This is a genomic window from Corynebacterium sp. ACRQP, assembly GCF_022345915.1.
Classification (GTDB): domain Bacteria; phylum Actinomycetota; class Actinomycetes; order Mycobacteriales; family Mycobacteriaceae; genus Corynebacterium; species Corynebacterium lehmanniae.
Genome location: NZ_JAKRMZ010000023.1, coordinates 19,479 through 44,707, shown reverse-complemented (window position 1 = coordinate 44,707; position 25,229 = coordinate 19,479). Strand labels below are relative to the sequence as shown.

General features: G+C 66.6%; 31 protein-coding genes and 1 tRNA gene. 12 read left to right on the top strand and 20 right to left on the bottom strand.

From position 1 onward, the window contains the following. Window positions 1-124 precede the first annotated feature (124 nt). The 5 genes from MHY23_RS09605 to MHY23_RS09585 all read right to left on the bottom strand — a co-directional run bounded on the left by MHY23_RS09605 (window position 125) and on the right by MHY23_RS09585 (window position 4,495). Window positions 125-197, bottom strand: a tRNA-Ala gene (locus MHY23_RS09605). A 74-nt stretch (window positions 198-271) separates the two neighbouring features. Then, complete coding sequence (gene glpR, locus MHY23_RS09600) at window positions 272-1,417, bottom strand: gephyrin-like molybdotransferase receptor GlpR (protein WP_239307357.1); 1,146 nt, start codon at window positions 1,415-1,417, stop codon at window positions 272-274. 115 nt (window positions 1,418-1,532) lie between these two features. After that, window positions 1,533-2,180 (bottom strand): GNAT family N-acetyltransferase, encoded by a 648-nt coding sequence (locus tag MHY23_RS09595; RefSeq protein WP_370642048.1) that lies wholly within the window; start codon window positions 2,178-2,180, stop codon window positions 1,533-1,535. 8 nt (window positions 2,181-2,188) lie between these two features. Further along, window positions 2,189-3,502 carry a gephyrin-like molybdotransferase Glp gene (gene glp / locus MHY23_RS09590; protein WP_239307356.1) on the bottom strand — a complete coding sequence of 438 codons (1,314 nt, stop codon included), beginning with the start codon at window positions 3,500-3,502 and terminating at the stop codon, window positions 2,189-2,191. 18 nt (window positions 3,503-3,520) lie between these two features. Next, window positions 3,521-4,495 (bottom strand): UTP--glucose-1-phosphate uridylyltransferase, encoded by a 975-nt coding sequence (locus MHY23_RS09585; protein WP_239307355.1) that lies wholly within the window; start codon window positions 4,493-4,495, stop codon window positions 3,521-3,523. 63 nt (window positions 4,496-4,558) lie between these two features. Here MHY23_RS09585 and MHY23_RS09580 point away from each other — a divergent pair, with 63 nt between their 5' ends. Genes MHY23_RS09580 through mscL form a run of 3 tightly spaced genes read left to right on the top strand, consistent with a single transcriptional unit; the run spans window position 4,559 to window position 6,234 of the window. Continuing rightward, the gene (locus MHY23_RS09580; protein WP_239307354.1) at window positions 4,559-5,143 is read left to right on the top strand and encodes a 5-formyltetrahydrofolate cyclo-ligase; all 585 of its coding nucleotides are present in this window, start codon (window positions 4,559-4,561) and stop codon (window positions 5,141-5,143) included. Between the two features lie 34 nt (window positions 5,144-5,177). After that, a complete protein-coding gene (locus MHY23_RS09575) occupies window positions 5,178-5,822 on the top strand; it encodes an SAF domain-containing protein (protein WP_239307353.1) in 645 nt (214 codons plus the stop codon). Beyond that, a complete protein-coding gene (gene mscL / locus MHY23_RS09570; RefSeq protein WP_239307352.1) occupies window positions 5,806-6,234 on the top strand; it encodes a large conductance mechanosensitive channel protein MscL in 429 nt (142 codons plus the stop codon). Before MHY23_RS09575 ends, mscL begins: the two co-directional genes overlap by 17 nt. A 28-nt stretch (window positions 6,235-6,262) precedes the next feature. Here mscL and MHY23_RS09565 read toward each other — a convergent pair whose 3' ends face one another. From MHY23_RS09565 to MHY23_RS09535, 7 genes are all read right to left on the bottom strand, one after another. Further along, a complete protein-coding gene (locus tag MHY23_RS09565) occupies window positions 6,263-6,460 on the bottom strand; it encodes a hypothetical protein (protein ID WP_239307351.1) in 198 nt (65 codons plus the stop codon). A gap of 18 nt (window positions 6,461-6,478) precedes the next feature. Continuing rightward, entirely contained in the window at window positions 6,479-7,039 is a 561-nt protein-coding gene (locus MHY23_RS09560) for a molybdenum cofactor biosynthesis protein B (RefSeq protein WP_181888017.1), read from the bottom strand. Between the two features lie 51 nt (window positions 7,040-7,090). Then, complete coding sequence (locus tag MHY23_RS09555; protein WP_239307350.1) at window positions 7,091-8,323, bottom strand: S1C family serine protease; 1,233 nt, start codon at window positions 8,321-8,323, stop codon at window positions 7,091-7,093. Window positions 8,324-8,424: 101 nt separating this feature from the next. Beyond that, entirely contained in the window at window positions 8,425-9,906 is a 1,482-nt protein-coding gene (locus MHY23_RS09550) for a HAMP domain-containing sensor histidine kinase (protein WP_239307349.1), read from the bottom strand. Continuing rightward, window positions 9,903-10,601: a response regulator transcription factor gene (locus MHY23_RS09545; RefSeq protein ID WP_181888014.1), complete on the bottom strand. Its 699-nt coding sequence runs from the start codon at window positions 10,599-10,601 to the stop codon at window positions 9,903-9,905. The genes MHY23_RS09550 and MHY23_RS09545 overlap by 4 nt, the downstream gene beginning before the upstream one ends. A 108-nt stretch (window positions 10,602-10,709) precedes the next feature. Next, window positions 10,710-10,883: a 50S ribosomal protein L32 gene (gene rpmF, locus MHY23_RS09540; RefSeq protein WP_181888013.1), complete on the bottom strand. Its 174-nt coding sequence runs from the start codon at window positions 10,881-10,883 to the stop codon at window positions 10,710-10,712. Between the two features lie 21 nt (window positions 10,884-10,904). Then, a complete protein-coding gene (locus tag MHY23_RS09535) occupies window positions 10,905-11,174 on the bottom strand; it encodes a type B 50S ribosomal protein L31 (protein ID WP_181888012.1) in 270 nt (89 codons plus the stop codon). Window positions 11,175-11,362: 188 nt separating this feature from the next. On the opposite strand from MHY23_RS09535, the gene MHY23_RS09530 reads away from it, so the two are divergent. The 6 genes from MHY23_RS09530 (at window position 11,363) to MHY23_RS09505 (ending at window position 14,498) form a co-directional block, all read left to right on the top strand. Next, window positions 11,363-12,493, top strand: coding sequence for an SLC13 family permease (locus MHY23_RS09530; RefSeq protein WP_239307348.1), 1,131 nt, complete (start codon window positions 11,363-11,365; stop codon window positions 12,491-12,493). Between the two features lie 202 nt (window positions 12,494-12,695). Next, on the top strand, window positions 12,696-12,932 hold the full coding sequence (gene rpmB, locus MHY23_RS09525) for a 50S ribosomal protein L28 (RefSeq protein WP_181888011.1): 237 nt from the start codon (window positions 12,696-12,698) through the stop codon (window positions 12,930-12,932). Next, window positions 12,932-13,096, top strand: a complete 165-nt coding sequence (rpmG, locus tag MHY23_RS09520) for a 50S ribosomal protein L33 (RefSeq protein WP_006841072.1) — start codon at window positions 12,932-12,934, stop codon at window positions 13,094-13,096. The genes rpmB and rpmG overlap by 1 nt, the downstream gene beginning before the upstream one ends. 3 nt (window positions 13,097-13,099) lie before the next feature. After that, entirely contained in the window at window positions 13,100-13,405 is a 306-nt protein-coding gene (gene rpsN / locus MHY23_RS09515; RefSeq protein ID WP_070472882.1) for a 30S ribosomal protein S14, read from the top strand. Window positions 13,406-13,416: 11 nt separating this feature from the next. After that, on the top strand, window positions 13,417-13,668 hold the full coding sequence (rpsR, locus tag MHY23_RS09510) for a 30S ribosomal protein S18 (protein ID WP_172796731.1): 252 nt from the start codon (window positions 13,417-13,419) through the stop codon (window positions 13,666-13,668). A 146-nt stretch (window positions 13,669-13,814) separates the two neighbouring features. Then, entirely contained in the window at window positions 13,815-14,498 is a 684-nt protein-coding gene (locus MHY23_RS09505; RefSeq protein ID WP_239307347.1) for a TetR/AcrR family transcriptional regulator, read from the top strand. Here MHY23_RS09505 and MHY23_RS09500 read toward each other — a convergent pair. The 6 genes from MHY23_RS09500 to MHY23_RS09475 form a co-directional block, all read right to left on the bottom strand. Next, entirely contained in the window at window positions 14,495-15,235 is a 741-nt protein-coding gene (locus tag MHY23_RS09500; protein ID WP_239307346.1) for a serine hydrolase, read from the bottom strand. The genes MHY23_RS09505 and MHY23_RS09500 overlap by 4 nt on opposite strands. A 71-nt stretch (window positions 15,236-15,306) precedes the next feature. Continuing rightward, window positions 15,307-15,870 carry a hypothetical protein gene (locus MHY23_RS09495; protein ID WP_239307345.1) on the bottom strand — a complete coding sequence of 188 codons (564 nt, stop codon included), beginning with the start codon at window positions 15,868-15,870 and terminating at the stop codon, window positions 15,307-15,309. Between the two features lie 9 nt (window positions 15,871-15,879). After that, on the bottom strand, window positions 15,880-16,749 hold the full coding sequence (locus tag MHY23_RS09490; protein ID WP_239307344.1) for a hypothetical protein: 870 nt from the start codon (window positions 16,747-16,749) through the stop codon (window positions 15,880-15,882). A gap of 14 nt (window positions 16,750-16,763) precedes the next feature. Beyond that, window positions 16,764-18,302 (bottom strand): bifunctional phosphoribosylaminoimidazolecarboxamide formyltransferase/IMP cyclohydrolase, encoded by a 1,539-nt coding sequence (purH, locus tag MHY23_RS09485; protein ID WP_239307343.1) that lies wholly within the window; start codon window positions 18,300-18,302, stop codon window positions 16,764-16,766. Further along, window positions 18,295-18,879, bottom strand: coding sequence for a phosphoribosylglycinamide formyltransferase (gene purN, locus MHY23_RS09480; RefSeq protein WP_239307342.1), 585 nt, complete (start codon window positions 18,877-18,879; stop codon window positions 18,295-18,297). The genes purH and purN overlap by 8 nt, the downstream gene beginning before the upstream one ends. A gap of 10 nt (window positions 18,880-18,889) precedes the next feature. Continuing rightward, window positions 18,890-20,125: a DUF6350 family protein gene (locus MHY23_RS09475; RefSeq protein ID WP_239307341.1), complete on the bottom strand. Its 1,236-nt coding sequence runs from the start codon at window positions 20,123-20,125 to the stop codon at window positions 18,890-18,892. Window positions 20,126-20,431: 306 nt separating this feature from the next. On the opposite strand from MHY23_RS09475, the gene MHY23_RS09470 reads away from it, so the two are divergent. Together MHY23_RS09470 and MHY23_RS09465 are read left to right on the top strand one after the other, a co-directional pair. Next, on the top strand, window positions 20,432-21,172 hold the full coding sequence (locus MHY23_RS09470; RefSeq protein WP_239307340.1) for a M23 family metallopeptidase: 741 nt from the start codon (window positions 20,432-20,434) through the stop codon (window positions 21,170-21,172). A gap of 317 nt (window positions 21,173-21,489) precedes the next feature. Then, the gene (locus MHY23_RS09465) at window positions 21,490-22,188 is read left to right on the top strand and encodes a M23 family metallopeptidase (protein ID WP_239307339.1); all 699 of its coding nucleotides are present in this window, start codon (window positions 21,490-21,492) and stop codon (window positions 22,186-22,188) included. 4 nt (window positions 22,189-22,192) lie between these two features. On the opposite strand, the gene pcrA is transcribed toward MHY23_RS09465, so the two are convergent. Further along, window positions 22,193-24,634, bottom strand: coding sequence for a DNA helicase PcrA (gene pcrA / locus MHY23_RS09460; RefSeq protein WP_370645841.1), 2,442 nt, complete (start codon window positions 24,632-24,634; stop codon window positions 22,193-22,195). On the opposite strand from pcrA, the gene MHY23_RS09455 reads away from it, so the two are divergent. Beyond that, window positions 24,573-24,866, top strand: coding sequence for a chorismate mutase (locus tag MHY23_RS09455; RefSeq protein ID WP_070472910.1), 294 nt, complete (start codon window positions 24,573-24,575; stop codon window positions 24,864-24,866). The two genes, pcrA and MHY23_RS09455, sit on opposite strands and share 62 nt — an antisense overlap. Here the strand turns inward: MHY23_RS09455 and MHY23_RS09450 are convergent. Next, on the bottom strand, window positions 24,863-25,192 hold the full coding sequence (locus MHY23_RS09450; RefSeq protein ID WP_239307337.1) for an antibiotic biosynthesis monooxygenase: 330 nt from the start codon (window positions 25,190-25,192) through the stop codon (window positions 24,863-24,865). The genes MHY23_RS09455 and MHY23_RS09450 overlap by 4 nt on opposite strands. Between the last annotated feature and the right edge of the window lie 37 nt (window positions 25,193-25,229).

Genomic DNA, 25,229 nt, shown 5'->3' with positions numbered 1-25,229 from the left:
CGGCGACCCACCACTTCACCCCAAATGAACAGAACCGGCACCCCAGAACAAAAACAACTGGGATGCCGGTCCGTCCAGCATGTCGCGACTCATGCGTCAAGCATGACGCGACTCATGACAATTGTGGAGCTAAGGGGAATCGAACCCCTGACCTTCGCATTGCGAACGCGACGCTCTACCAACTGAGCTATAGCCCCTTGGGCACGCTCGTTACGTTACTCCTCCCCCACGCGCCGATTAAATCGCCAGCGCAGTGGAGGTTTTCACGGTTTTAGGAGGCGCGGGTGCCGTAGCCGCCGAGGTCCTCGTAGTCGTCGTAGCCGGGGTCGTTTTCCGGCGCGTAGCGGGCGGACGGCAGGGTGTCGAAGTCGGGGCTGTCGTCGTCCAGGTCCAGCACGACGGAGCCTGCGCGCAGGCGTGCGTCACGCGGGTGCTCGATGTGGTTGCTCATGGCCACTCCCATGCGGGCGCGGCGCAGCTGGCGCAGGCGGCGGGCGTGCAGGGCGCGCTCCTGCAGCACCACGCGACGCAACGCGATCATGAACCATGCGGTAAGACCCACCGACACGGCGGGCAGCACCCAGGTCCAGCCGCCCGCGACAAACGCCACGACGAAGGTGACCACGCAGGCGGCAATCAGCGCCAGCAGGGTGCGCTGGCGGCGCTGGAAGCGGGTGGCGGTGTTCTTCTTTTCGCGCTCCGGGTCGAATCCGCCGCGGCCGCGGCGCGCAGCGGCGAAGGCGAGGTCCTCGTCGCCCGCTTCGGCGGCCTCCGCGGTGTCGACCTCGTCGTCGACATCTTCCGGTGCTTCCTCAACGTCCGCTTCCGGGGCGCTTTGCTTCTCGACGCCTCCGGTCTCCCCCGCATAGCCAAAGTCCTCGGGTGCAGTGTAGGACTCGTCCAGTTCGTAGCGGTCGGCCTCTGCTTCAGCCACAGCGTCCTCAGCATCGTCCTCCGCGGCATCCTCCGCGGCGAGGATCTTTACAGAGGTGGAGCCGCCCTCGGCGTTGTCCAGCTCAGGCTCGGCCTCAGCTTCGGCCGTCTCAGCCTCGTCTTCGATGTGCTCGATCACTTCGCCGTCGATGTGGTCGGCCGCAGCGGCATCCTCCTCAGCACCCGGGCGGCGGAAGAGGGTGCGCAGGGCGGGAGCGTCGTCGATAAGCACTTGCTCCTCGGCATCCGTCGCCTCCACAACCTCGTAGTCGGTGTCCTCGCTGTGGCGGTGGATGTCGGCGGCGGTGAGCTTCGGGCGGCGGCGCTCAGCCATCGGCGCGGTGCCGCCCTCGTGCAGCACGCGCGTTTCGTCGTAGCCGTCGCCGGAGCGGCGGATCGGCTTGTTGTTGCCGATCATCAACGGTGCGAGGACGATGATCCACACCACCAGGATCAAGATGATCATTAAGCTCGGGCTGCCCATGGGCGATGCCACCTTTCCGCGTCAGTTGCACCCTTAAAGTCAGAAGTCCACGGTATCGGCACTTGCGCAGGCGGACGGGTCGGCGCGCCGGTGAGGCGCAGCTGTTTTTCGCCCTCTAGCGCACCCGGCCGGTCTCGCGCAGGCGCTGCACGGCTGTGGTGGGGAAATCATCGGCATTCAAGGCCACGAAGTGGTGGTCGCGCCACTGCCCGTCGATGTGCAGGTTGCGCCGCAGGTAGCCCTCCTCGCGGAAGCCGTTGAGCTTGAGCACCTGCCCGGAGGCGGGGTTGTGTGGCAGGTAGGTGGCGGTCACGCGGTGCAGTCCGACGCGGGAAAACGCGTGGTCCACACCCAACGCGCACGCGGCGGTGGCCACCCCGCGGCCCATGAACGGCGAGTGCACCCAGTAGCCCACCCAGCATTCGGAGACGATGCCGTGCTGGATGTTGCCCAGGGTGACCTGCCCTGCGAAGCCGCCGTCGACCTCGATGACCAGCGGCACCACGGTGCCCTGGTTGGCCAGCCGCTTCAGGTTCAGCCAGGTGTTGCGCCACGCCGCGTGTGAGTGCGCGTCCTCCCAGCTGCCCTCCACCGTGGGCTCGACCGGTTGGAGCCATTGCTTATCGACGTTTCTCGTGCCCGACCAGTCCTTTCCATCGCGGGAAGTGAGGGGTCGGAGGCGGACGGATGTGCCGTCGGGAAGCGTCGCGGTCGGCGTGGACTCTGGCCAGCCCGGGGTGGGCTGGCGGAACATCGCGAACATGGCTGAGCCTAGCTGCGCTGGCGGAGGAACTCGACGTCCACGATGTCGCCGGGGCGCACGTCCACGGCGTCTTCCGGCAGGTGGATCATGGCGTTGGCCTCAGCGAAGCCGGCCAGCAGGTGGGCGGGGCCGGCTTCCAGTGCGGACAGCGGTTCGACCAGGTAGTCGCCGGTGTCCGCGTCGCGCATGAGGCGGGCGCGGATGTAGCCGCGGCGGCCAGGAATGGAGCTGAGCTCGCGCAAGGAGCGGGCCTTGACGGTGCGGCGCGTCACCGCGGTCTTGCCCAGGGAGCTGCGGATGGCGGGGCGGATGAACGTCTCCGCGATCACCAGCGCGCTCACCGGGTTGGACGGCAGGAGAAACGCCGGGACGCGCTCCTCACCCATCAGGCCGAAGCCCTGCACGGAGCCGGGGTGCATGGCCACGCGGGTGGTGTCCACCTGGCCGAGCTCGCGCAAGATCTCCTGGATGGGGGCCGCACCGGAGCCGCCAACGGCGCCTGTGATGACGACGAATTCGCTTTTGGCGATGTGTCCCGCCACGATCTCGCGCATGCGGCGCGGCTCGGCGTTGATGATGCCGGCGCGGTGCACGTCCGCGCCCGCCTCTTTGGCGGCCGCGGCCACGACGTAGGAGGCGATGTCGAAGACCTGCCCCAGGCCCGGCCGGCGGTCCAAGTCCACCAGTTCCAGGCCGTAACTCATCACCGTCACACGCGGGCGCGGGTACACCAGTAACTTGTCGCGGCCCGCGGCGGCGGCGAGGCCGATCTGGGCGGGGCCGAGCACCGCGCCCTGGCGCACGGCGATGTCGCCGGGCTGGATGTCGTCGCCAGGCCGGCGCACGAAATCACCGGTGCGCACGGGGCGTTGCGGGGTGACGCGTTTGCGTCCGCGGTCCGTCCACTCCAGCGGCAGCACCGCGTCCGCGAGTGTGGGCAGCGGGGCGCCGGTGGCGACGCGGACCGCCTGGCGCGGCTGCAGGCGCAGCGGCTTCTGGGAGCCGGCGGGCACCTCGCCCACGACGGGAAGGGCGCGCTCGCGGTTCGGCTGCGGCGCCGCGGGGGCTTCTTCGCCGTCGCCGGCTTCATCTTGGTCACGGTCGCGGCGCTCGGGCCTGCGCAGCCCGGCGGCGCCGCCCACGTCTACCGCGCGCACGGCGAAGCCGTCCACCGCTGCCTGGGGGAACCCGGGGACCTGCGTGGTGGAGGTGACCTCTTCGGCGCACATCAGGCCGAGCGCGTCCGTCAGCGCCACCCGGATCGGCTCGGGGGCGGCAGCCGCTTCTACTACAGCGGCAAGCTGGTCCTCTACGCTGCGCATGGCCCGTGCCCCTTTCGTTTACGCGTTGTCCTGCGCCTTTGCGACAACCTCGGGGTGTTCTGCCTCGAAGTCTGCGATGATCTTCTTCACCGCGGTATACAGCGCCGGGCCGTACTTTTCGTCCCGCAGACCGAAATCCACATTCGCCGGGATGTAACCGCCCGGGTTACCAAGGTCGTGCCGCTTGCCCTCATGCACCACCACATGCACCGGGTGGCCCTCAGAGATCATCAACTCAATCGCATCCGTCAGCTGCAACTCGCCGCCCTTACCCGGTGTGATGCGGCGCAGCGCATCAAAAATCCCGCGGTCCAACAGGTAGCGGCCGGTAGCCACAAGCGTCGACGGCGCATCCTCCACAGCAGGCTTTTCCACCATGCCGCGCACCTTCAACACCTCAACGCCGTCAATTTCGGCCTGGGCATCCTCGACGTCGAACACGCCGTAGTTGAACACCTCCTCACGCGAGACGTTAAACGCGCACAGCACCGAACCACCGAGTTCATTGCGCACCGCGACCATCTTCTCCATCACGCCCGCCGGCAACACCAGGTCATCCGGCAGCATCACAGCAACCGCATCCTCGTCGTCGTCCAACGCTTCCTCCGCGCAGCCGACAGCGTGGCCAAGCCCGAGCGGTTCATCCTGGGTAACCGCCACAGCCTCAATCAGACCGTTGGCGCGCGCGACCTTTTCCGCCTGCGCGTCCTTGCCGCGGGCGACCATCAGCTCCTGCAAGTCCGAAAACTCGCCGAAGTGGCGCATGATCTCTTCCTTATTCGGTGCGACCACCACGGCCAGGCGCTGCGCCCCACAAGCCGCTGCCTCCTCAGCAATCAGCTCAATGCCCGGGGTATCCACCACCGGCAGAAGCTCCTTCGGCACCGTCTTCGTCGCCGGCAAAAAACGCGTCCCCATACCCGCAGCCGGCACCACAACAGTCTTCACCGAAGCGCGCGCAGCATCAACGGGTCGGTCAGTAGAATTCTGCATAAACGCAAAGCCTACAGCCCCCACCCCTCACAACCGGGCTGCGACCCGGAAGAAGCCAGGAGTATGCACACGAACACAAACACCCCTCCCCCGAAGGCTGCGATGCGCGCCGCGCACGTGGCCGCCCGGCGCGACCTGCGCGGCAGCGAGCGAAAGCGCGAGCTCGACCAGGCGCTTGTGGCGGCAACCTTGGCGTGCGTCGACGACTTCGGCGCACGCGGTACCAACATCGCCGCCTACAACCCACTTAGCTCGGAGCCTGGCCCGGCGGATTTCGCAGCACGGCTCGCCGCCGCGGCACGGACGCTGTTTCTGCCGATTTCCCAGCCGGACGGGGTGCTCGCCTGGGCGCAGCACGGGACCAAAGATGCGGCCGGCGCGTTGGACATCACTGAGCCGGAAGGCCCGAGCTTCACCTCAAACGTGCTGCGCTCCTGCGGACTGGTGGTGGCCCCGGCGTTAGCCGTCGATAGGCAAGGTATGCGCCTTGGCAAGGGTGCCGGCTACTACGACCGCGCGCTTGCGGGCCTGGATGTTCCCGTCGCCGCGGTGGTCTACGACTGGGAGGTCGTGGACGCCGTGCCGCACGACGCGCACGATCAGGCGGTGGACGCGGTGATCACCCCGGAAGGTTTCTTCCGCATCTAGGGAACCGGGACGCCGCTTTCACCGTCCTATTCCTATGGACATCTCCGCGCGCCTGAACAACCTCCGCTCCCCCGGCTACCGCCGCTCCGTGATCATCCGCAGGGCGGTAGCCGTGTTCCTCGTCGTCGCCGCTGTGTTGCATGTGCTTATCGACGCCTCACGGTCCGACCCGCCCGCTCTGACCTTCGCCCGCGATGTTGCCCCCGGCACAGTGCTTACCTCGGACGATGTGGAGCTGCGCCGGCTGCCGGCGGAGTCGGTGCCCGACAACGCGCTGGATGATGCGGCGCTGGCCGAGGGGCAGCTGCTCGCGGCGGCCGCCTCCCGCGGCGAGGTGGTCACGGCCACGCGCCTGGTCGGGCCGGATCTGGCGGAGCTGCTCACCCAGGACATGCCGGACGGCGAGGAGTTTTCAATGGTGCCGGTCCCCCTGGCGGAACCGGACATCTTGCCTATGCTCCACCACGGGACTGTTGTTGACGTTGTGGGCCAAGGGCCCCGTGTGGTTGCCCAAAATGGGATTGTCGTCACATCTGGGGAAGGCGACGCGGTGTTGGTGCTGCTCAGGCAGGGTGAGGCCGCGGCAGTGGCGGCGGCCTCACTGTCAGAACCGCTGACTCTCGTGTTGAGCAACCGTCAACGTCAGTTTAATATCCCCAACCATGCTTCAAGGATTTAAAGATTTCATCATGCGCGGCAACGTCATCGAGCTTGCCGTCGGCGTTGTCATTGGTGCGGCATTCACCGCAGTTGTCACCGCGTTCTCCGACTCGATCATCAACCCCCTCCTCGCTGCCCTGGGTGGCGTGGACTACTCCGATGCCGGCCTGGGCTTCTTCGTCCGGGAGGGCAAGGAGGCGACCTTCGTCAACTTCGGTGCCGTTCTCACCGCCATCATCAACTTCCTGCTCATCGCCGCAGTGATCTACTTCCTGCTCGTTGCTCCGATGAACAAGCTGGACGAGGCTCAGAAGCGCCGCAAGGGCATCGACCCGGACGAGCCGGAGCCGACCGACACCGAGCTGCTCACGGAGATCCGCGACCTGCTCGCAGGCCAGAACCCGAACAACGTGCACAAGCCGCTGAACTAGTTCGTCCTTGAACGGGGCTGGCTGAAAGCTAGTCCCCGTAGTGCGGCGGCCGCTCCGCCTCATAGAAATCGCGGCCAGTCAAACCCGGCTCTTCCTCGCCGAGCAGCACCTCGCGCTCAGCGTCCAGAGCCGGGTTTTCGTTTGCCTGCGTATTCGGGGCGGCGTCCGCGGAGCGGTCGTAGTCCACGTCCGCCTTGCGTACAGCGCGCCTTCGCTTGCGCTCCATGAAACCCTCTGCCCTGGCCTAGACCGAGTGCTGGTTCAGCTCGTCGATGAGGTGGCGCACGAGCGGAGCGGCCGTGGATACGCCGTCGCGGATCGCCTGGCGCGACGACGCGAGGTTCACCACGACAGTGGAGCCGGACACGCCGCAGATGCCGCGCGAGGTGCACGCGTCCACGGCACCGCACGCTTGGCCGGACGCGCGGAGGGCCTGGCTGACGCCCGGCACCACCTTGTCGATGACCGCGCGGGTCGCCTCCGGGGTCTTGTCGCGCGGGCCCACGCCGGTGCCGCCGAGGGTGAGCACGAGGTCCACGCCGCCGACAACGCCGGTCTCAATGGCCTTGCGGATCTCGGACTTCTTCGACTTCACGCGCACCACGCCGTCGACCTGGTAGCCGACCTCGCGGAGCAGCTCCACCACCATCTCGTCGGTGTTGTCGCCCGGCGCGTCGTAGCGGCGGTCGCCCACCAGCACGACGATCGCGCAGGGCGACGTCGGGGAGTCGCTCTCCAGCTCTGAGGCGCGCAGCGTCGCATCGTCCGGCTCGGTGATGTCGAGCGCGTCAAACAGTTCCGGCATCGTGGTCAGACTCCCTTGGCACAAAACGGGGCGAATTGGACAGATTAGAAGTTACTCGGAACTCAAGGTCACCTCTACCGGAACCGACTCAGACTCCCCCTCCCGCTGCACCTGCAGCGTCACCGTCTCTCCAAACGCTTTGGAGCGCGTCGCGGCGATGAGGGCGTCAGCAGAGTCGATGGGCCGGTCGTTGAGGCGGGTGATCACATCGCCCGGCTTCAGGCCGGCCTTCTCGCCGGGGCTGTCCGGCTCCACCCCCGCCACCACGGCGCCGCCGCTGAGGCTCTGCATGACGCTCACGCGCACGCCGAGCATCGGCTGCGTGGCCTCGCCCTTTTCAATGAGCTGGTCAGCGACGCGCTTGGCAAAGTTCGACGGGATGGCGAAGCCGAGGCCGATGGAGCCGCCCTGGCCACCTTGGCTCATGCCGCCCGAGGACAGCGAAGCGATAGCGGAGTTCATGCCGATGAGTTTGCCGTTGCGGTCCACCAGGGGCCCGCCGGAGTTGCCGGGGTTGATCGCCGCGTCGGTCTGGATGCCGTCCATGAGCGAGCTCTCGCCGCCGCCCTGGGAAGCGCGCACCGGCCGGTTCAGCGCGGAGACGATGCCGCTGGTCACCGTCGCGGACAGCCCCAGCGGGGAGCCCACCGCGACGACCTCCTGGCCCACGCGCAGCTCGTCGGAGTTGCCGAACTGCATCACCGGCAGGTCGTGCACATCGTCGATCTTCAGCACGCCGACATCGGTGTTGACGTCGGAGGCGACAAACTGTGCGCTGTGGCGTGAGCCGTCGTTAAGCGTGACCTGCACCTCCGAACCTGGCGTTTCCGCGCCGGCAATGACGTGGTGGTTTGTCAGCACGTAGCCGTCCGCGGAGATGATGGAGCCGGAGCCTTCCGCACTGCCGCGGGGCGTGTCCACCTCAATGGAGACCACCGCAGGCAGCACCGCGGCCGCCACTTGCTCCACGGAGCCCTCGGGCGCCTCGGCCGGGTCCGCGACGGTCGGGTTGCGCAGCTCGCCCTGCGAATCGCTTGCAGACGACACGCTGCTGGACGGCGAATTCGACGCCGCCGTTTCCGCCGCGTTGTCGGACTGGGATGACCCGGCGAGGTACCCGGCGCCACCGCCGGCGACCAGCGCAGTTGTCAGCGCGACGGCGAACGCCGCGCCGATGCCTTTACCGCGACGCTCCTGCTGCCCCTGGGGCTGCGGTTGCACCTGGTAGACACCGTTGTTTGCCGGGAAACTTGCGGTGTCTCCCGGATAGTTCAGTTCACTCATGAGGGGTTATTATGCACCGCCGTCCTGTGGCAGGTCTTGAGGGCATGCACTGTAATTCGCAATGTTTGCTGGACGATTGCTGTGTGCGCTGGCCTGCGGGTCTAGCTGTAGCTCTTGCGCGGGATCACGCGTGCGGTGGTCTCCGCGGGAGCCTCCTGCACATCCGCGCCGTCCACCTCCGGCGGGCGTCCCGGAAACACCACGCGAAAGCGCGCGCCGCCGTCATCGGATTCTTCCGCCACGATGGTCGCGTTGTGGCGGTCGAAGACCTGCTTCACAATGGCCAGGCCCAGGCCGGAGCCCGGCATCGACCGGGACTCGGGCGCGCGGTAGAAGCGCTCGAACACCTTCTCGCGCTGGTCCGCCGGAATGCCGGGGCCGGAATCGTCCACGATGAGCACCGCGTTGCGCTTCGCCGCCTTCAGCGACACACGCACGGTGCCGCCCTGCGGCGACCACTTCGCGGCGTTGTCGATGAGGTTGATCGGTGCGCGCCCCATGGCGAACCGGTCGCCGGTGATGACCCACGGGTCCGCCTCGAATTGGAACGCCAGGTCCGGGCGGCGGCGGCGCACACGGTCGAGCGCTTCCTCCAGCACTTCGTCCAGACGGAAGTCCTCAGGCTCGGCACCTTGCTGCGCTTCGTCGCGCGCCAGGTTGACCAGGTCGCCGATGAGGATGGACATTTCCTCCATCTGCGCCATCACGTCGCGCTCGAGGTCCTTGCGGTCCTGCTCGGAGATCTGGTCCTGCTGGCCGGAGTTGTACAGCATCATCAACAGCTCGATGTTGGTGCGCATCGAGGTCAGCGGGGTTTTCAGCTCGTGGCCCGCGTCCGCCACAAGCTGCGCCTGGCGCGTCTTGGAGTCCTCCAGCGTGGAGATCATCTTGTTCACGGAGGTGGTGATTTCAGCGAACTCGTCGTTGCCGTCGACGGGGAGCTCGGTGAGCTGGTCGGACTCGTTCACGGCGTCGATAGCCCTGTGCAGTCTGCGCACGGGGCGGAGGCCGACGGCGGAAATCGCCGCGCCCGCGATCCAGGCGAGCAAACCCCCGGTACCCGCAATCACCAGCGCGGCTGCACCCCAGCTGCCGGAGACAATGCTGAACACGTCCAGCGGCTGCGACATGGCCACGGTGACACCGGAGGTGCTGCGGCGCACCACCACGCGCTCCCCTGCCACGGTGTGCTGGGAGAGCATGTCGCCTGACGACGTCGCCGCGTACGGCCCCGCCACCGGCACCGGGTCGCCGTAGAACACGTTGGAACCAGCGGGCGCGGCCGAGACTTTCGCCCACGGGGTTGCGCGGCGAAACTCGGCGAGGGCCTTTTCAAAGCCCTCCCGGTCGTCCGAATCCAGGTCCTTCAGCTGCAGCGACACGCCGTAGCTGCGGGTGCGCAGGTCGTCGTCCATGACGGTCAGACGAGTCGTTTCTGAAAGCCGGTAGGTAAACAGCGCGGTCAGCAGAATGACCACGGCGACGATGCCGCCGGCGAGTACGGCCAAGCTGTTGCGCAGGGACCGGCCTGTGCCAGCCTGCCCCTGCGGCTCAGCTTCGCCTGTGAAGCGCCGCAAGATCACGGAGCGGTCTCCCGCAGCACGTAGCCGACGCCGCGGACGGTGTGGATCAGGCGCGATTCGCCGCCTGCTTCAGTCTTGCGACGCAGGTAGCCGATGTAGACCTCGAGCGCGTTGCCAGACGTCGGGAAGTCGTAGCCCCACACTTCTTCCAGGATGGTCTGGCGGGCAAGCACATGGCGCGGGTTCTGCAGCAGCAGGTGCAGCAGCGCAAACTCGGTGCGGGTCAGCGAGATGGCGCGGCCTGCACGGGTGACGTCGCGGGTGGAGGTGTCCATGACCAGGTCCTCGAACTGCAGGCGGGTCTGGTCCTTCTCCGCCGCCTTGCGTGCTTCGGAGCGGGTGCGGCGCAGCAGCGACCCCACGCGCGCCAGCAGCTCCTCCAGGGCGAAGGGCTTGGGCAGGTAGTCGTCCGCGCCCGCATCCAGGCCGGCCACGCGGTCGGACACACCGTCGCGAGCCGTGAGCATGAGGATCGGCCCGTCGTACCCGGAGGAGCGCAGGGTACGGCAGACACCCAGGCCGTCGAGCTTGGGCATCATGAGGTCGAGGATGGTCAGGTCTGGCTGCTCAATGCGGATCTGGTCGAGCGCGTCTTCGCCGTCTACGGCGAGCACCACGTCGTATCCGTTGAAGCGGAGCGAGCGTCGGAGCGACTCGCGGACAGCCTGCTCGTCGTCGGCTACGAGAATCTTCATAGGATTATTATGACTTATTTTCTACTCAGAGTTGAATTGAGCTGAAAAAACCGGGTCCCACCTGGGGATCCCGGTTAGTTCAACGGGTCTAATACGACCCTTAAAAGCTTAGAACTGCTCGACGTCGATCAGACCAGCCTGAGCGGCCTTGATCAGGCGGCGCGGGATGCGCACCTCCTGGCCGTCGACCTTGACGGTCTGCAGGTCGGCGTTGTCGGCCTTCCACTGGGAACGACGCATGCGCGTGTTCGCGCGGGACTTCTTGAACTTCGGTGTTGCCATGACGAGTCTCCTTTATCCCCTCTAGTTGGCCTTCTTCTTGCGGCGGGCCATGCCGCCGAAACGCTGGTTGAACTTCTCCACGCGGCCGGCGGTGTCCATGAGACGCTGCGCGCCGGTCCAGAACGGGTGGGACTCGGCGGTGACGTCCACGACCACGAGCGGGTACTCGTTGCCGTCTTCCCACTGCTCAGTGCGTGCGGAGGTCAGGGTGGAGCGCGTCAGGAACTTGTGGCCCGTGTTTGCGTCCTGGAAAATCACCGGGTGGTAATCCGGGTGAATATCCTTCTTCATTAGATTCGTCTCCCTCAGGATTGAACTACGGGTCGGTTCCGCGAAGTCCCGCGGATCGTGCCCGAGTTGGGTGCGAAATGGTCTTTTCATCCGACGGTCGCCGGATAACCCGCAGTATCTTACAGTTCACGTGCGCGTTTACCTAATTGCGCACTTTGCCTATCGACGCCCCTCCGGTCCCCCTCCCCATGCCACACCAACGATTCCTTTTACCCGCCGCCGCGATTGCGGCGTTTGCCGGCCTCACTGCCGCCAGCTCAGCCGACGCTGTCGCACTCGCTGCACGCCTGATACCTGTACTGACGTTCGCCGCTGGCATGTCTGCCGTGGTGAACCTGGCCTCACGCGTCCAAATCTTCGAGTGGCTCGTATCAGCGCTCGAACGCGGCACGAGCAGCCGCGAGTTCGTGTTCGCAGGATTCTTGGCACTCGCGGTGGCCTCTACAGTGTTCTTCTCCCTCGACACCACGGCCATAATGCTCACCCCGCTCGCCGTGCAGCTGGCGTCCCGCTTCCGGCTTCCGCAGCCCGCGGTGGCGTTGTCGGTCGTCTGGATTGCCAACCTCGCCTCCATGCCGCTGCCTGTGTCGAACCTGACTAACCTCCTGGCGCTCAGCGGCGGCGCATTCAGCTCCAACCACGACTACATCCGTGCGGCCGCCGCGCCCGCCGCCGCGGCGATCGCGGTTGCCGTTGCTGCCGCATACAGCGCCCGCCTTATTTACCGTGGCGCCAGCTCCGCTCCCAACGATGCACCGACGGCGGTTGCGCGACCGACGCCGGCGCTGGTCGTCCTCGGCTTCACCGTCGCCGCGCTGCTGAGCCCGGTTCCTTATTGGCTCACCGGCAGCCTCGCCGCTGTTGCGATGTGGTTCGCGGTGGGTACGAACGGCCGCAAGGCAGGTGCCGCTTCGCTGATCCCGTGGCACGCTCTGCTCCTCGCGGCCACACTCTCAGCCGCGGCGTCGTTGGCCCTCCACGTCGATGCCGTTGCCGCTGCGGTGGGCCTTCTCGACGGCGCGCACCCCGGCGCCATCGCAGCGGCGGGCGCTCTTGCGGCCAACGGCATCAACAACCTGCCGGCATTTCTCGCGCTCGAGCCCGCGGCGGGCGGCCCTGCCGGTGTGATGGCCCTACTTATCGGTGTCAATGCCGGCCCGCTGGTGACACCTTGGGCGTCGCTAGCCACCTTGCTCTGGGCGGATCAGCTGAAGCGGGCAGGGGCCGCGGTGCCCTGGAGCCACTTCATTCTGTGGGGCGCAGTACTTGCCCCTGTGGCGGTGTCGGCCGCCACCGCTGCATTGCTGGCGGCAGGCTAGAGAAAGACCAGCCAAACGCGATTATGAGATAGAGGACTGAGACGGTATGGTTGTCTCTCGCTGTTGTCGAAGTACACGTTTACGCCTGCGTCAACCGATTGCACTTGCGCTGGTCGCGGACCCTCACTCCGCTTCTCACCTGGCGCTTTACCTCACATAGCGATCGTGTCGTGGGCGGCAAGAAGAGTAAGGAAGCTAACCCATGTCGGCACATTGCCAGGTCACGGGACGTAAGCCGTCGTTCGGCAAGACCGTCTCGCACTCGCACCGCCGCCACTCGCGCCGTTGGAACCCCAACGTGCAGAAGCGCCGGTTCTACCTGCCCTCCGAGGGCCGTACCATCACCCTGAACGTCTCCACCAAGGGTCTGAAGATCATCGACCGTGACGGCATCGAGTCCGTCGTCGCCCAGATCCGCGCACGAGGTGAGAAGATCTAATGGCACGTAACGATATCCGCCCGATCATCAAGCTCAAGTCCACTGCGGGCACCGGTTTCACCTATGTGACCCGCAAGAACAAGCGCAACAACCCGGACCGCATCACGCTGAAGAAGTACGACCCGGTTGTTCGCAAGCACGTCGAATTCCGCGAGGAGCGATAATCCATGGCGAAGAAGTCCAAGATCGCTAAGAACGAGCAGCGTAAAGAGATCGTCGCCCGCTACGCGGAGCGTCGTCAGGAGCTCAAGGCCATCATCAAGAACCCGGAAACCTCTGACGAGGACCGTCTTGAGGCCCAGTTCGAGCTCAACCGTCAGCCGCGCGACGCCTCCCCGGCTCGCGTGCGCAACCGTGACTCGCGTGACGGTCGCCCCCGTGGCTACCTCCGCAAGTTCGGTGTTTCCCGTGTCCGTATGCGCGAGATGGCTCACCGCGGTGAGCTGCCTGGCGTCCGTAAGTCTTCGTGGTAAGGAGGACTCACATTATGAAGCGCAACAATTCGCGTAAGCCGCGCATTGAGCAGTCCCGCCGCCCGAAGAAGAACCCGCTGAAGGCGAAGGGCATCGAGTCGGTCGACTACAAGGATGTTGAGACCCTGCGTCTGTTCATCTCCGACCGCCACAAGATCCGTTCCCGTCGCGTCACGGGTCTGACCCCGCAGCAGCAGCGCCAGGTCGCTACCGCTGTGAAGAACGCGCGCGAGATGGCTCTTCTGCCGTTCACCACCCGCTAATTAGCCGGTTGACGATGACAGCGTAGAGTCTTCGGCTCTTTCATGCACCCGCACTCCCCTCCCCGGAGGGTCGAGAGCGGGTGCTTTTCGTCTATAGTTGTCCCGCGCAACCATAAATAGCGAGCTATGACGGAAGGACGGAAGGCATGGCGAAACCGGTCGGACGGCCACGCAAGCAAAGCCCCCGCCGCAGAGGCGCCACCGCGCGCGAGGAGATCCTCGACGCCGCCTCCGAACTGTTCACCCGCAAAGGTTTCGCCACCACCTCCACCCACGACATCGCGGACGCGGTGGGCATGCGCCAAGCCTCGCTGTACTACCACTTCCCGTCCAAGCGCGACATCTTTCTCACGCTGCTGATGGGCACGATCCAGCCGGCACTGGCGCGCGCGTCGGATCTGGCCAAGACCGACGAGTCGGCGGCGGTGAAGCTGTGGGCGCTCGTGGCCGCTGAGTCGCGCATCCTGCTGTCCTCGAATTGGAACATCGGCAGGCTCTACCAGCTGCCTGTGCTTTTGTCCGAGGAGTTCGCGGAGTACCACGAGGCGCGCCAGGAGCTGGAGGGAATCTTCCGTAAGCTGTCGGGGCAGATCGTCGGCGACGACGACCCGCGCATCGACCTTCCGTTCCACATGACGCTCGCGGCCATCGAGATGCGCGACAACACAGGCACCGCGCCCTACCCGCTTGTCGACGATGCCCTGCCCGCCCCCGCCGTCACCATCGCCGACGCCGTGCTGGATGTGCTCCACACGGATCTGCCGGAGCGCCGCACAGAGCGCATGCTCGAGCTGGTGGACCTGGTCTCCCGCAAGGACGAAGAAAACTAGGGCTGGCAAATCGCAGCCGGTAGCTGCGCGAGATCCTTGGCGAGTATTTCCGCGGCAAGGGTGAGCATGGCCTGGCCCGTCTCGTAGGTTCCGTCCGCAGGCAACGCCGTGAGCGCGACCGGTGCCCACGTGCCGTCGCCGCGCGGGACGAGGCCGAACTGCCGAACCTGGTATGCGCCGGTGGTGTCCGGCCCCCACCCGCCCTTGAACAGCGCCCCGACCGTCCCCAGTCCGTACGCCTGCGAAGGCTCCACCTGCCCCATGAGCGCTAGCACCGGTTCGGCGCCTTCCGCACAGGCGAGCTTGTCCGCTAGCACGGCTTCGTCGGCCACGCTGAGGTGCGTCTGCCCGAACGTGGAAAACTCTGGGCGGAGCGGTTCTGTGTTCACCTGCGCAGCAATCCCCGCCTGTGCGAGCACCGAGTTCACGGCCTCTGATCCGACGGCGTCAAAGAGGCTCTGCGCCGCCGCGTTGTCGGACGCACTCACCGCAGCACGGGCGTCTGGCTCGAGTCCGGGGTTGGTGCGCAAAGCTGCCACGGCGATGGGCACCTTGATGGTGGACCAGGCGGGGCTCGGGTCGGTAAAACCTGCCGATTCCGGCCCTTCCTTTCCTACTGTGGCAACGCCCAGCTGGCCGCCGTAGGAGGATTCGACGTGGGCGACGGTGGCGTCGAGAGGCAATTGCTCATCGGGGGCCGGCGGTGGCGCCTCCGTAACGGTTGAGGTGACGACCACGGTTTCTTGGCCGCCGGAACAGGCGGACAAGAACAGTGCGCCGGCTGCGGCGAGTCCGAGACGCCGGCGAGCTACCAAATCTTGACCCGGGCGTTCTTGCCGCCGGTGCAGTACACCGTCTCCCCGCCAGAGCAGGTCATGCGGTAGGTGATGCCGGTGGCCGGGCTGTAAACCGACACCGTCATATCTGCCGTGCCAGTGCGACCGTAGGACTCCTGGAACGCCTCGTAAACGTTGGTGGCGAAACCTGCTGTGGTCACGTCCGTGTCCGGGGCGTAGTTCGAGTACGTTCGCTTCGCTGGCTCCTTGCTGGGCTGTTCGGGCGCCTCCGACCTCGGCAGCGTGCGAGTCTCAACCACCGTGCTCGTCACCGGCTCGCTGGAGCGGTTAAACGCACCAGAGCCGCCCATGAACGCCAACACGCCGACAAGCGCGGCGAGCAGCAGCGCGCCCAAAACGTAGAGCCACGGGCTCGGGCCGCCGCGCTTCTCCGGCTGCTGGTAGCTGGGGGCGTACTCGTCGGGCTGTCCGTACTGCTGCTGCGTCACGGCGCCGAACTGCTGGGTTTGTCCGATATCAGGATCCGTGGAGTACGTCTGGTCCGGATTCCATTGGCTGGAGCCTTGGTTATTCATGGCAACCCCCTAACAACGCGACGTGGGCAGGTCGCCGCGCATGGCGTTGAGCCCGTCCGCGAGCTCGTTCAGCATGGCGAAGCTGCCCTCGTGGCCCTTCGGGCTGTGGGCGGTGATTGCCACGGCGATGTCGCCGTTCGGGCCCGGGATGAGGCCGAACTGGCGGGCCAGGTGCCCGCCTTCGTGGTAGTTCCAGCCGCCCTTGTAGCGGGCGCCGCCGATGCGGCCCAGGCCCCAGTGCTGGTAGTCCACGATGCGTCCCATCATGTCCAGCACCGGCTCGTGGCCCGCAACGCAGCGCAAGCCCGAGGCGAACTCGGCCTGGTCGCTGGTGGTCCACAGCGTGCCCATTTGGTAGCCGGCCGGGGTGGTCGTGCGCGCGCCCGCTTCGCGGATCACGCCCTCGTAGCCAGCGGCAGGCACCTGGCCGAACATGTGGTGCGCGGCGGGGTTGTCGGAGCGGGTCACGGCGGCCTCAGCGTCCGGGTAGAACGCCTGGCTCTGGCGCAGCGCGGCGATGGCCAGCGGCACCTTCATCGTGGAAAACGCGGGCTCGGGCCGGTTGTCGCCGGCGGTGAAGCTGCCCACCGCCACGGTGGCGCGGCCGCCGTGGCGTCCCACCACGTCCGCCACAAGGCGGTCCAGCTGCGCCTGGACGTCCACTGCGGGCGCGACGTGCTGCGCCTTGCCGGGCTTCGGGGTGGTCAGCGGCAGCGGCAGGCGGATCGCGTTTTTCACCTGCGGCGGCAGCTGGTTGTAGGCCTGCACGATTGGCTGGCCGATCACGGGAATCTGGTCGATCGCCGTGTAAGTCGGCACCGACGACATGGGGAATGCCAGGCCCGCGGTCAGGGCCAGGGCTGCAACTTTGGAGGGCACGGGAAACGGTCTTTCTAGTGGGCGAAGTGGCGGGTGCCGGTCAGGTACATGGTCACACCGGCGGCTTCAGCGGCGGCGATGACCTCCTCGTCGCGGATGGAGCCGCCGGGCTGCACCACGGCCTTCACACCGGAATCAGCCAGCAGCTGGAACCCGTCAGCGAACGGGAAGAACGCGTCGGAGGCGGCCACGGCGCCATTGGTGCGGTTACGCCCCTCGTCGAGGGTGTTGGCGCGGTCCACGGCGAGCTTCGCGGAGTCCACACGGTTGACCTGGCCCATGCCAATGCCTACCGACGCCCCCTCGGCCGCGATCAGAATTGCATTCGACTTCACGCAGCGCACTGCGCGCCAGGCGAATTCGAGGTCGGCAAGAGTCTGCTCGTCGGCCGCCTCGCCCGCAGCCAGGGTCCAGTTGGCGGCGGTGTCGCCCTCGGCCTGGAAGCGGTCGCGCTCCTGCACGAGCCAGCCGCCGGCGATCTGCTTGCGCTCCTCGTCCTGCTGCTTCGGCTCAACCTCGAGGATGCGCAGGTTCTTCTTCGTCTGCAGCAGCTCGAGCGCGTCCGCGGCGTAGGACGGTGCGACGACAACCTCGGTGAAGATCGGCTTGATCTGCTCCGCCAGCTCCAGGGTGACCTCGCGGTTGCAGGCGATCACGCCGCCGTAGGCGGAAACGGGGTCGCAGGCATGCGCCTTCTTGTGCGCGTCCGCGATCGAGGTGTCGGACACGGCCACGCCGCAAGGGTTGGCGTGCTTGATGATCGCCACACACGGGCGCTCGTGGTCCCAGGCGGCGCGCCATGCGGCGTCGGCGTCCTGGTAGTTGTTGTAGCTCATCTCCTTGCCGCCGTGCTGGGTGGCGGCTGCCAGGCCCCAGCCCTCGTTTTCCAGGCGGGCGGCCTGATGCGGGTTCTCGCCGTAGCGCAGGGTGGTGGTGTCTTCGCCGGCGCCGGAGGCGTCCGCGCCGAGCTGGTTGGACAGCCAGGAGGAGACCGCGGCGTCGTAAAGCGCAGTGTGCGTAAATGCCTCGAGCGCAAGCTGCTTGCGCTGCTCGAGGTCGAAGCCGCCGCCCTTGACGGCCTCGACGACTTCGCCGTAACGGGCAGGCGAGGTGACCACGGCGACCGACGGGTGGTTCTTCGCCGCGGCGCGGACCATGGACGGCCCGCCGATGTCGATCTGCTCGACACACTCGTCGAAGCTGGCGCCGGACGCGACGGTCTCCTCGAACGGGTAAAGGTTGACCACGACGAGATCGAACGGCTCGATGCCCAGCTCCTGCAGCTGGTCCACGTGGCTGTCCTTGCGCAGGTCCGCGAGGATGCCGGAGTGCACGCGCGGGTGCAGCGTCTTCACGCGGCCGTCGAGCACCTCCGGGAAGCCGGTCACGTCCGCAACCTCGGTGACCGCCACACCCGCGTCAGCGATGCGCTTCGCGGTGGAGCCGGTGGAGACGATCTCCACGCCCGCCTGGCCAAGCGCGCGGGCGAGCTCCTCCAACCCGGTCTTGTCGTAGACGCTGATCAGAGCGCGCTTAATTTCCCGCTTAGACATTGAAGACAGCCTTTCCATTGACAATTTCGACGTTGTGCAGCAGATGAACGATCTGCTCGCGCTCCACCTTCTTGATGCGCTCGTGGAGCTCGGACTCTGTGTCCCCCGCCTCAACCTCGACAGGGCGCTGGGCGATGATCTCGCCGCTGTCCAGGCCGGCATCCACGTAGTGCACGGTGCAGCCAGTGACTTTCACGCCGTGCTCCAGCGCGTCGCGCACCGCGTGCGCGCCCGGGAATGAGGGAAGAAGCGACGGGTGAGTGTTGATCGTGCGCCCCTCGAACTCCCGGACAAACGCCGGGCCGAGCAGCCGCATGAATCCCGCGGAAACCACCAAGTCCGGCTCGACGGAGGCCACAGCGGCCACCATCTTGTCGTTCCAGGCGTTGCGGTTGGTTTCCATCGGCACCACGGCGGTGCGAATGCCGGCATTTTTGGCGCGTTGCAGTGCCGGACAAATTTGATCCGCCACCACGAGGTCGACGCGGTAGCGGTTCTCCTGGTTGTCGATGATCGCTTTCAACAGGGTGCCGGTGCCCGACGCGAGGACGGCCACCGATTTCGCAGAGTCACTCACAAGCCCAAGTCTAACTACCGCTGCGCGCGGATGCGCGTTGCCTCACCAGCGCCACGCCGCGCACAAGCGCGCCCGTCAGCGCGACCCAAATAAACAGGGACAATGCGAGCGCGAACGGATCCGCGCCGACAAGCCCGTAAGCCCCGGCACCCCCGGCCGAGAAGATCCCCAGCAGCGCTCCCATCAGGGCGGCCCACGTGGCGGCCGCAGCGACGCCTTCGAGGCTCAGCGGCTTCACGACGAACGCGTGCGCAAGCACCGCCGCCGGCACAATGAGCAGCACCGGTGCCCACTGCGGCATTTCCGCCGGGATCGCCGCGAACAGCGGCAGCGGCGGGTACGCCACGTTGGAGGTGGCGAACAGGCTCACGCCCGCGCCGGCGGCCTCGAAGCTGCCGCCGAGCAGCACCGCGAGCTGGGCGACCGCCGCATTGGGCAGGTACAGCAGGCTCAGCACCACCAGGGCGATGCCGCCTCCGACACCGAGCTGCGGGAACTGCGAGATCAGCTCGCCGACGCGGCCGTAACCGAAGGCGAGGGCGACGAGGAAGACCACCGCGGCTGCGGCGAGCAGGCGGAGAATGAGGTTCGCCGCGTGCGCCCCCGCGTCCACCGCCTCGGCCGGGACGCCGCTGCGCTTAGCCAGCGCGTGCCACACCACGCGCCGCACGCCGATGATGAAGCCCACCAGGTGCACGATCAGCGGGTAGACGAACGCCGCGACGACGGGAGGCATCCCCACCGGGTACACGTGCGAGGCGTCAAACACCATGAACAGCGCGATGGCGCTGACCAGCACAGGCAGGCCGAGCGCGAGCCCGAGCAGCGTCAGCAAATCCAGCACGCTGACACGGCCCGCGGTGGCTTTGCGCACCTGCACCGCCACCACGGCGGCCACCCCTACCGCGGGAAGGAGGGGCATTGCGGTGAGCGAGACGCCGTCGATAAGCAAAGGCACGCCGTGGAGAGCGAACCATGCCTCGCCGACAGCGCCGGGGAAATACGTGAGGCTCCAGCCGGCGATGAGGATGACCGCGAAGCACAGCGCGACAAGCCCAAGCACCAGCGCCAGGTTCGGCACGAGCGCGTACGGCAGGTAGTGGCGCACCCTCTCTTTGGCGGTGGCAGGCACCTTGTCGTTCGCAGCCGGGCGTTTGACGCCCGTGATCTTCCGCTTGGCTGCGCCTTTGCGACGCTGACGGCGCGCATCCGACTGGCGCGGCCTCTGATTGGGTGTGGTGCTCATCGCGTCCTACTCTGCCACCCCGGCGACAACCCCCACCACAGTGACACCCGCCCGGCCCGCTGCCTGGCGGCGTCACCTGGCGAAATGCGGCGGTTCATCGCCGCTACGCAACGGCGTGGCGCACATCTCTAACGCGGCGGGGGTGTAACGTTCGCCCGAATAAGCACGATTTAAGAAATATTTCAGCTTCTGTCTTGCTCCGACGAGACCGATTCGTTACAGTAACCTCTCGTAGATAACAGGAAGGTCACGATTCCGCTGTGAACAGCGGAGGAGATGGCCAACGGAAGATCTCAAAGAGGGCTCATGTTCAACTCCAAGAAGCAGGGCGGCAAGCACCGCAAGCAGTCCCCCAACAAGGGGCGCGTTGCCGTCGTCGCAGCAGCCACTGGCGCTGTGTCCACCGCTGGTTTCTCCGGCCTGGTCGCCGGTGCCCTCACCAGCAACCAGGACGCCGAGCAGGGACAGAACATCAAGCTCGCCGCAGACGCCGACGAGCTCCAGAGCGCCGATCCGGGAGTGGACGAGGCTTCCGCCGAGGAGACCCCGCAGATCCTCTCCATCGCCGAATACAAGCCGGTGGAGAACCTCACCGAGCAGCTGGACAAGGCTATCCAGCACTCCGACGAGGTTGCCCGCCTGGACGAAGCCGCCCGCGCGCCGCTGTTTACTAAGCCGGCCGAGGGTGCCTTCACCTCGGGCTTTGGTATGCGCTGGGGCTCGATGCACAACGGCGTCGACATCGCCAACACCCCGGGCACCCCGATCCGCGCAGTTGCCGCTGGCACCGTGATCGACTCCGGCCCGGCGCAGGGCTTCGGCAACTGGATCCGTATCCGCCACGAGGACGGCTCCATCTCCGTTTACGGCCACATGCAGTCCCTCTACGTCGCCGTCGGCGAGGTTGTGCAGCCCGGTCAGCTCATCGCCGGCATGGGCAGCGAGGGCTTCTCCACCGGCTCCCACCTCCACTTTGAGATCTGGCCGGACGGCGCCAACCCGTCCGATCCGGCTCCGTGGCTGGCAGCCCGAGGCATCGGCCTCTAAACATTTCAGCCCTTTTCCAACGGGGCCTTCCGCGCTTTTCGACGCGCGGGAGGTCCCGTTTTTGCGCAGTTGACGCGCGCAGCCTCTTTGACGGGGGTAAACGCCCTACCCCCGACCTCTAATACCACGCGCAACAATTTTCACATCAGCAACACGCCGGGTGAGCTGGACGGACGCCTAAGTTATCCCCCAAATTCGAACAAACGTGCACGTCACAGCATTGCCAGGGCTCATTTCGCCGGTTAGATTCTCTGCCTGTGTGCGTGGCCGAGACCGCGCCTAGCCCTCTACAGAGTTAGAAAAGGTATCCCCCAAACATGAACCGACGTCTCACTTCGAGCATCGCAGCCGTCTCGGCCGCAGCAGCAATGGCGCTCACCCTCGCGCCCGCGCCTGCTACCGCCCTGACCGTCACTGTGGGTGGCGCAACCGTCTCCGACGCGGGCCAGGCCCTGGGCGCAGTGGCGAAGGCCGCTGGCGCCATCAAGGAAAGCGGCGCAACGATTACCGCGGGCGACTACAAGATCGTCTACGATCCGCGCGCACTCGAGGCTCCGCTCGCCGCCGCGTTCGCGCCGGCGAAAGGCAGCGACTGGGTGGCTCCGCAGCGCGGCCGCACCGCCGACGGCCGCGCCGTGATCACCCCGGCTTCCGGCCGCTTCACCTCTGGCTTCGGCCCGCGCTGGGGCACCGTGCACCAGGGCATCGACATTGCCAACAACCTGGGCACCCCGATCTACTCAGTCATGGACGGCACCGTCATTGCCGCGGGCCCGGCACGCGGCTTCGGCAACTGGGTCGTGATCAAGCACGACGGCGGCGAGGTGTCCGTCTACGGCCACATGCGCCACTACGACGTCTCCGTGGGCCAGCGCGTCTCCGCCGGGCAGAAGATCGCCTCCATCGGCAGCGAGGGCCAGTCCACCGGCCCGCACCTCCACTTCGAGATCAAGCCGGATGGCGTGAACCAGGTGGACCCGGTGCCGTGGTTCGCCGCCCAGGGCATCAAGATCTAGCGGGTTAGAGCTTTTCCATGGGCACGCCGCCAATCGTCATCAGGCGGACGGTGCCCGAGGAGCCGAAGTCAATCGTCACCGTCTCCCGCACGCCTGAGCCCTCAACCGCCATCACGGTGCCGAGCCCGTACTTGGCGTGATTGACCCGGTCGCCCACTGCCAGGTTGAGGTTCTTATGCACCTTGGCCCCGGACCCGCCCCGGCGGGACCGGGCCGGCGGGCGGGAGCGAGTGGGTGCGCCCCACGCGTCAGAACTGAATGAGCGCTCCGGCTCCAACCGGCGCCAGTCGAGGAGGTCCTCCGGGACCTCTGCGAGGAAGCGGCTGGCAGGGTTGGTCACCGGTGAGCCCCAGGAGGCGCGCAGAATCGCGCGGGTGAGGTAGAGCTGCTCCTTGGCGCGGGTGATGCCCACGTACGCCAAGCGGCGCTCCTCGGCGAGCTCCGCCGGATCCCCCAACGCGCGCAAGTGCGGGAACTGCCCGTCCTCCCAGCCGGTGACAAACACCACCGGAAACTCCAGGCCCTTCGCCGTGTGCAGCGTCATCAGCGTGACCACGCCCTGCTCGTGCTCCGGCAGCTGGTCCGCGTCAGCCACCAGAGAAACCTTCTCCAAAAAGGCCTGCAGGGACCCCGGCGCGGGCTCGCCTTCCTGCATCACCTCGTTGAGCTCCTCATCGGTCATGTACGCCACCTGGTTGGCGGCCTCGGAGGAGAACTCCCGGGCCACAGAGACCAGCTCATTGAGGTTGTCCAGGCGCGCGCCGTCCTGCGGGTCGTTCGACGCCTCCAGCTCGGCGCGGTAGCCCGTGTCGTCCAACACCCGGGTGATCAGGGCGCCCAGGTCCGGCATGCCCGTGGCCTCATTGCGCATCGACGGCATGTCGTCGCGGATCTGGCGGATCATCTCCACAAAGCGCGTGATCGAGTTGGTCGCGGCCTTGGCAAGCATGTCGACGTTGCCGGAGGTGGCGTCGACAAGCGAGCGCCCGAAGCTTTGGTTGTTGTTTTCTGCGTGCAGCGCCACCATCGATTGCGCCTTGTCGCCGATGCCGCGCTTTGGCACGTTGACGATGCGGCGCATGCTCACCGTGTCGTCCGGGTTCTCCAGGACCTTGAGGTAGGCGACGATGTCCCGGATCTCGCGGCGCTCGTAGAAGCGCGTGCCGCCGACGACCTTGTACGGGATGCCGGAGCGGATGAAGATGTCCTCGAGCGCGCGCGAGGCGTTGTTCGTGCGGTACATCACCGCCATGTCCGAGTACGGCACTCCCCTGTCGGCCAGGGAGTCAATTTCCGAGGCGATGAAGCGCGCCTCGTCGTGCTCGTTGTCCGCGACGTAGCCGACGATCTTCTCGCCGGAACCCTGGTCCGTCCACAGCTTCTTCGGGCGGCGGCCCTCGTTCTGCGCGATCACCGCGTTCGCCGCGCCCAAGATGTTCTGCGTGGAGCGGTAGTTCTGCTCCAGCATGATCGTGGTGGCGTTCGGGTAGTCGCGCTCAAACTCCTCGATGTTGCGGATGGTCGCGCCACGGAAGGCGTAAATGGACTGGTCCGAGTCGCCCACCACCGCCAGCTCCGGCGCATCCGGACCGTCGCCGACAAGGGTGTGGATGAGCTCGTACTGGGCGTGGTTGGTGTCCTGGTACTCGTCCACCAGCACGTGGCGGAAGCGGCGGCGGTAGTAGTCCGTGACCTGGGGGTGCTCCTTGAAGATGCGCACGACCTCGCCGATGAGGTCGTCGAAGTCCAGCGCGTTGGACTGGCGCAGGCGGCGCTGGTACTCCACGTACACCTTGGCCACCGTGGTCTCGAACGGGTTGTGGGTGCGCTCTGCGTTTGCCAGCGCCGTCTCCGGGCCAATCAGCTCGTTTTTCAGGTTCGAGATCCCGTTGGCCAGGGTGCGGGGCGTGAACTTCTTCAAATCCAGGTTGAAGTCCTTCGCAATCATGCCCAAAAGGCGGCGCGAATCATCCGAGTCGTAGATGGTGAAGTTGGTGTTCAGCCCCGGCACCAGCTGGGCCTGCTGGCGCAGGATGCGCACGCACACTGAGTGGAAGGTGGCCACCCACATCCGCTCCGCCTCCGGGCCGACCAGCTGGCCCACGCGCTCCTTCATCTCCGCGGCGGCCTTGTTGGTGAAGGTGATGGCCAAGATCTGCCACGGCGCCACACCGCGGTTGTGCAGCAGGTAGGCAATGCGGCGGGTGAGCACCGCGGTCTTGCCGGAACCCGCGCCCGCAACGATGAGCAGCGGGCTGCCTTCATGGACGACGGCGGCCTGCTGCTGCGGATTCAAACCCAGAGTCAGATCAGTCATGGCCGTAACTGTACTAACGCCTCCGACACGACCCGCGCGGGTGTTCGAACTGGCATAATGAGCACCCATGAGCGAGCTTGAAATCCGCATGCCTTCCGGCACAGACGACCCACTCTCGGACGCGGAGATTCAGGCGTACCGCAAAGAGATCGACCGGCTGGACCGCGTGATCCTCGACGCGGTGAAGCGCCGCAGCGAGATCTCCAGCGCCATCGGCAAAACCCGCATGGGCTCCGGCGGCACCCGCCTCGTGCACACACGCGAGGTCGCCATAATCAACCAGTTCCGCGACGAACTGGGCGAGGAAGGCCCCGGCCTAGCGCAGATCCTGCTGCGCCTCGGCCGCGGCAAGCTGGGTTAGTCCTGCTCGAGGGAGTCGAGCACGACCTCGAATTCCAACAGGTCTGCGGACTGCGAGACCGGCTTGCGGGGCTTTTCACTATAGGCGTCCTTCGACTCGCCGTGCCCGGCGCGGCCCGCGCCCTCCCACCACGCGCTGTAGGACTCTTCGTCGGCCCAGCGGGTGACCACGAAGTAACGGTCCTCGCCCTTGACCGGGCGCAGCAGCTGGAAACCCTCGAAGCCGGGGTGGCCGTCGATGGAGTGCTTGCGGGCAGCAAACCGGCGCTCCAGCTCCGCGCCGGCACCTTCAGGGACAGTGATCGCGTTGATCTTCACAATTGCCATGGGCGCCATTATCCACGCATTCCCGGCACACGGACGT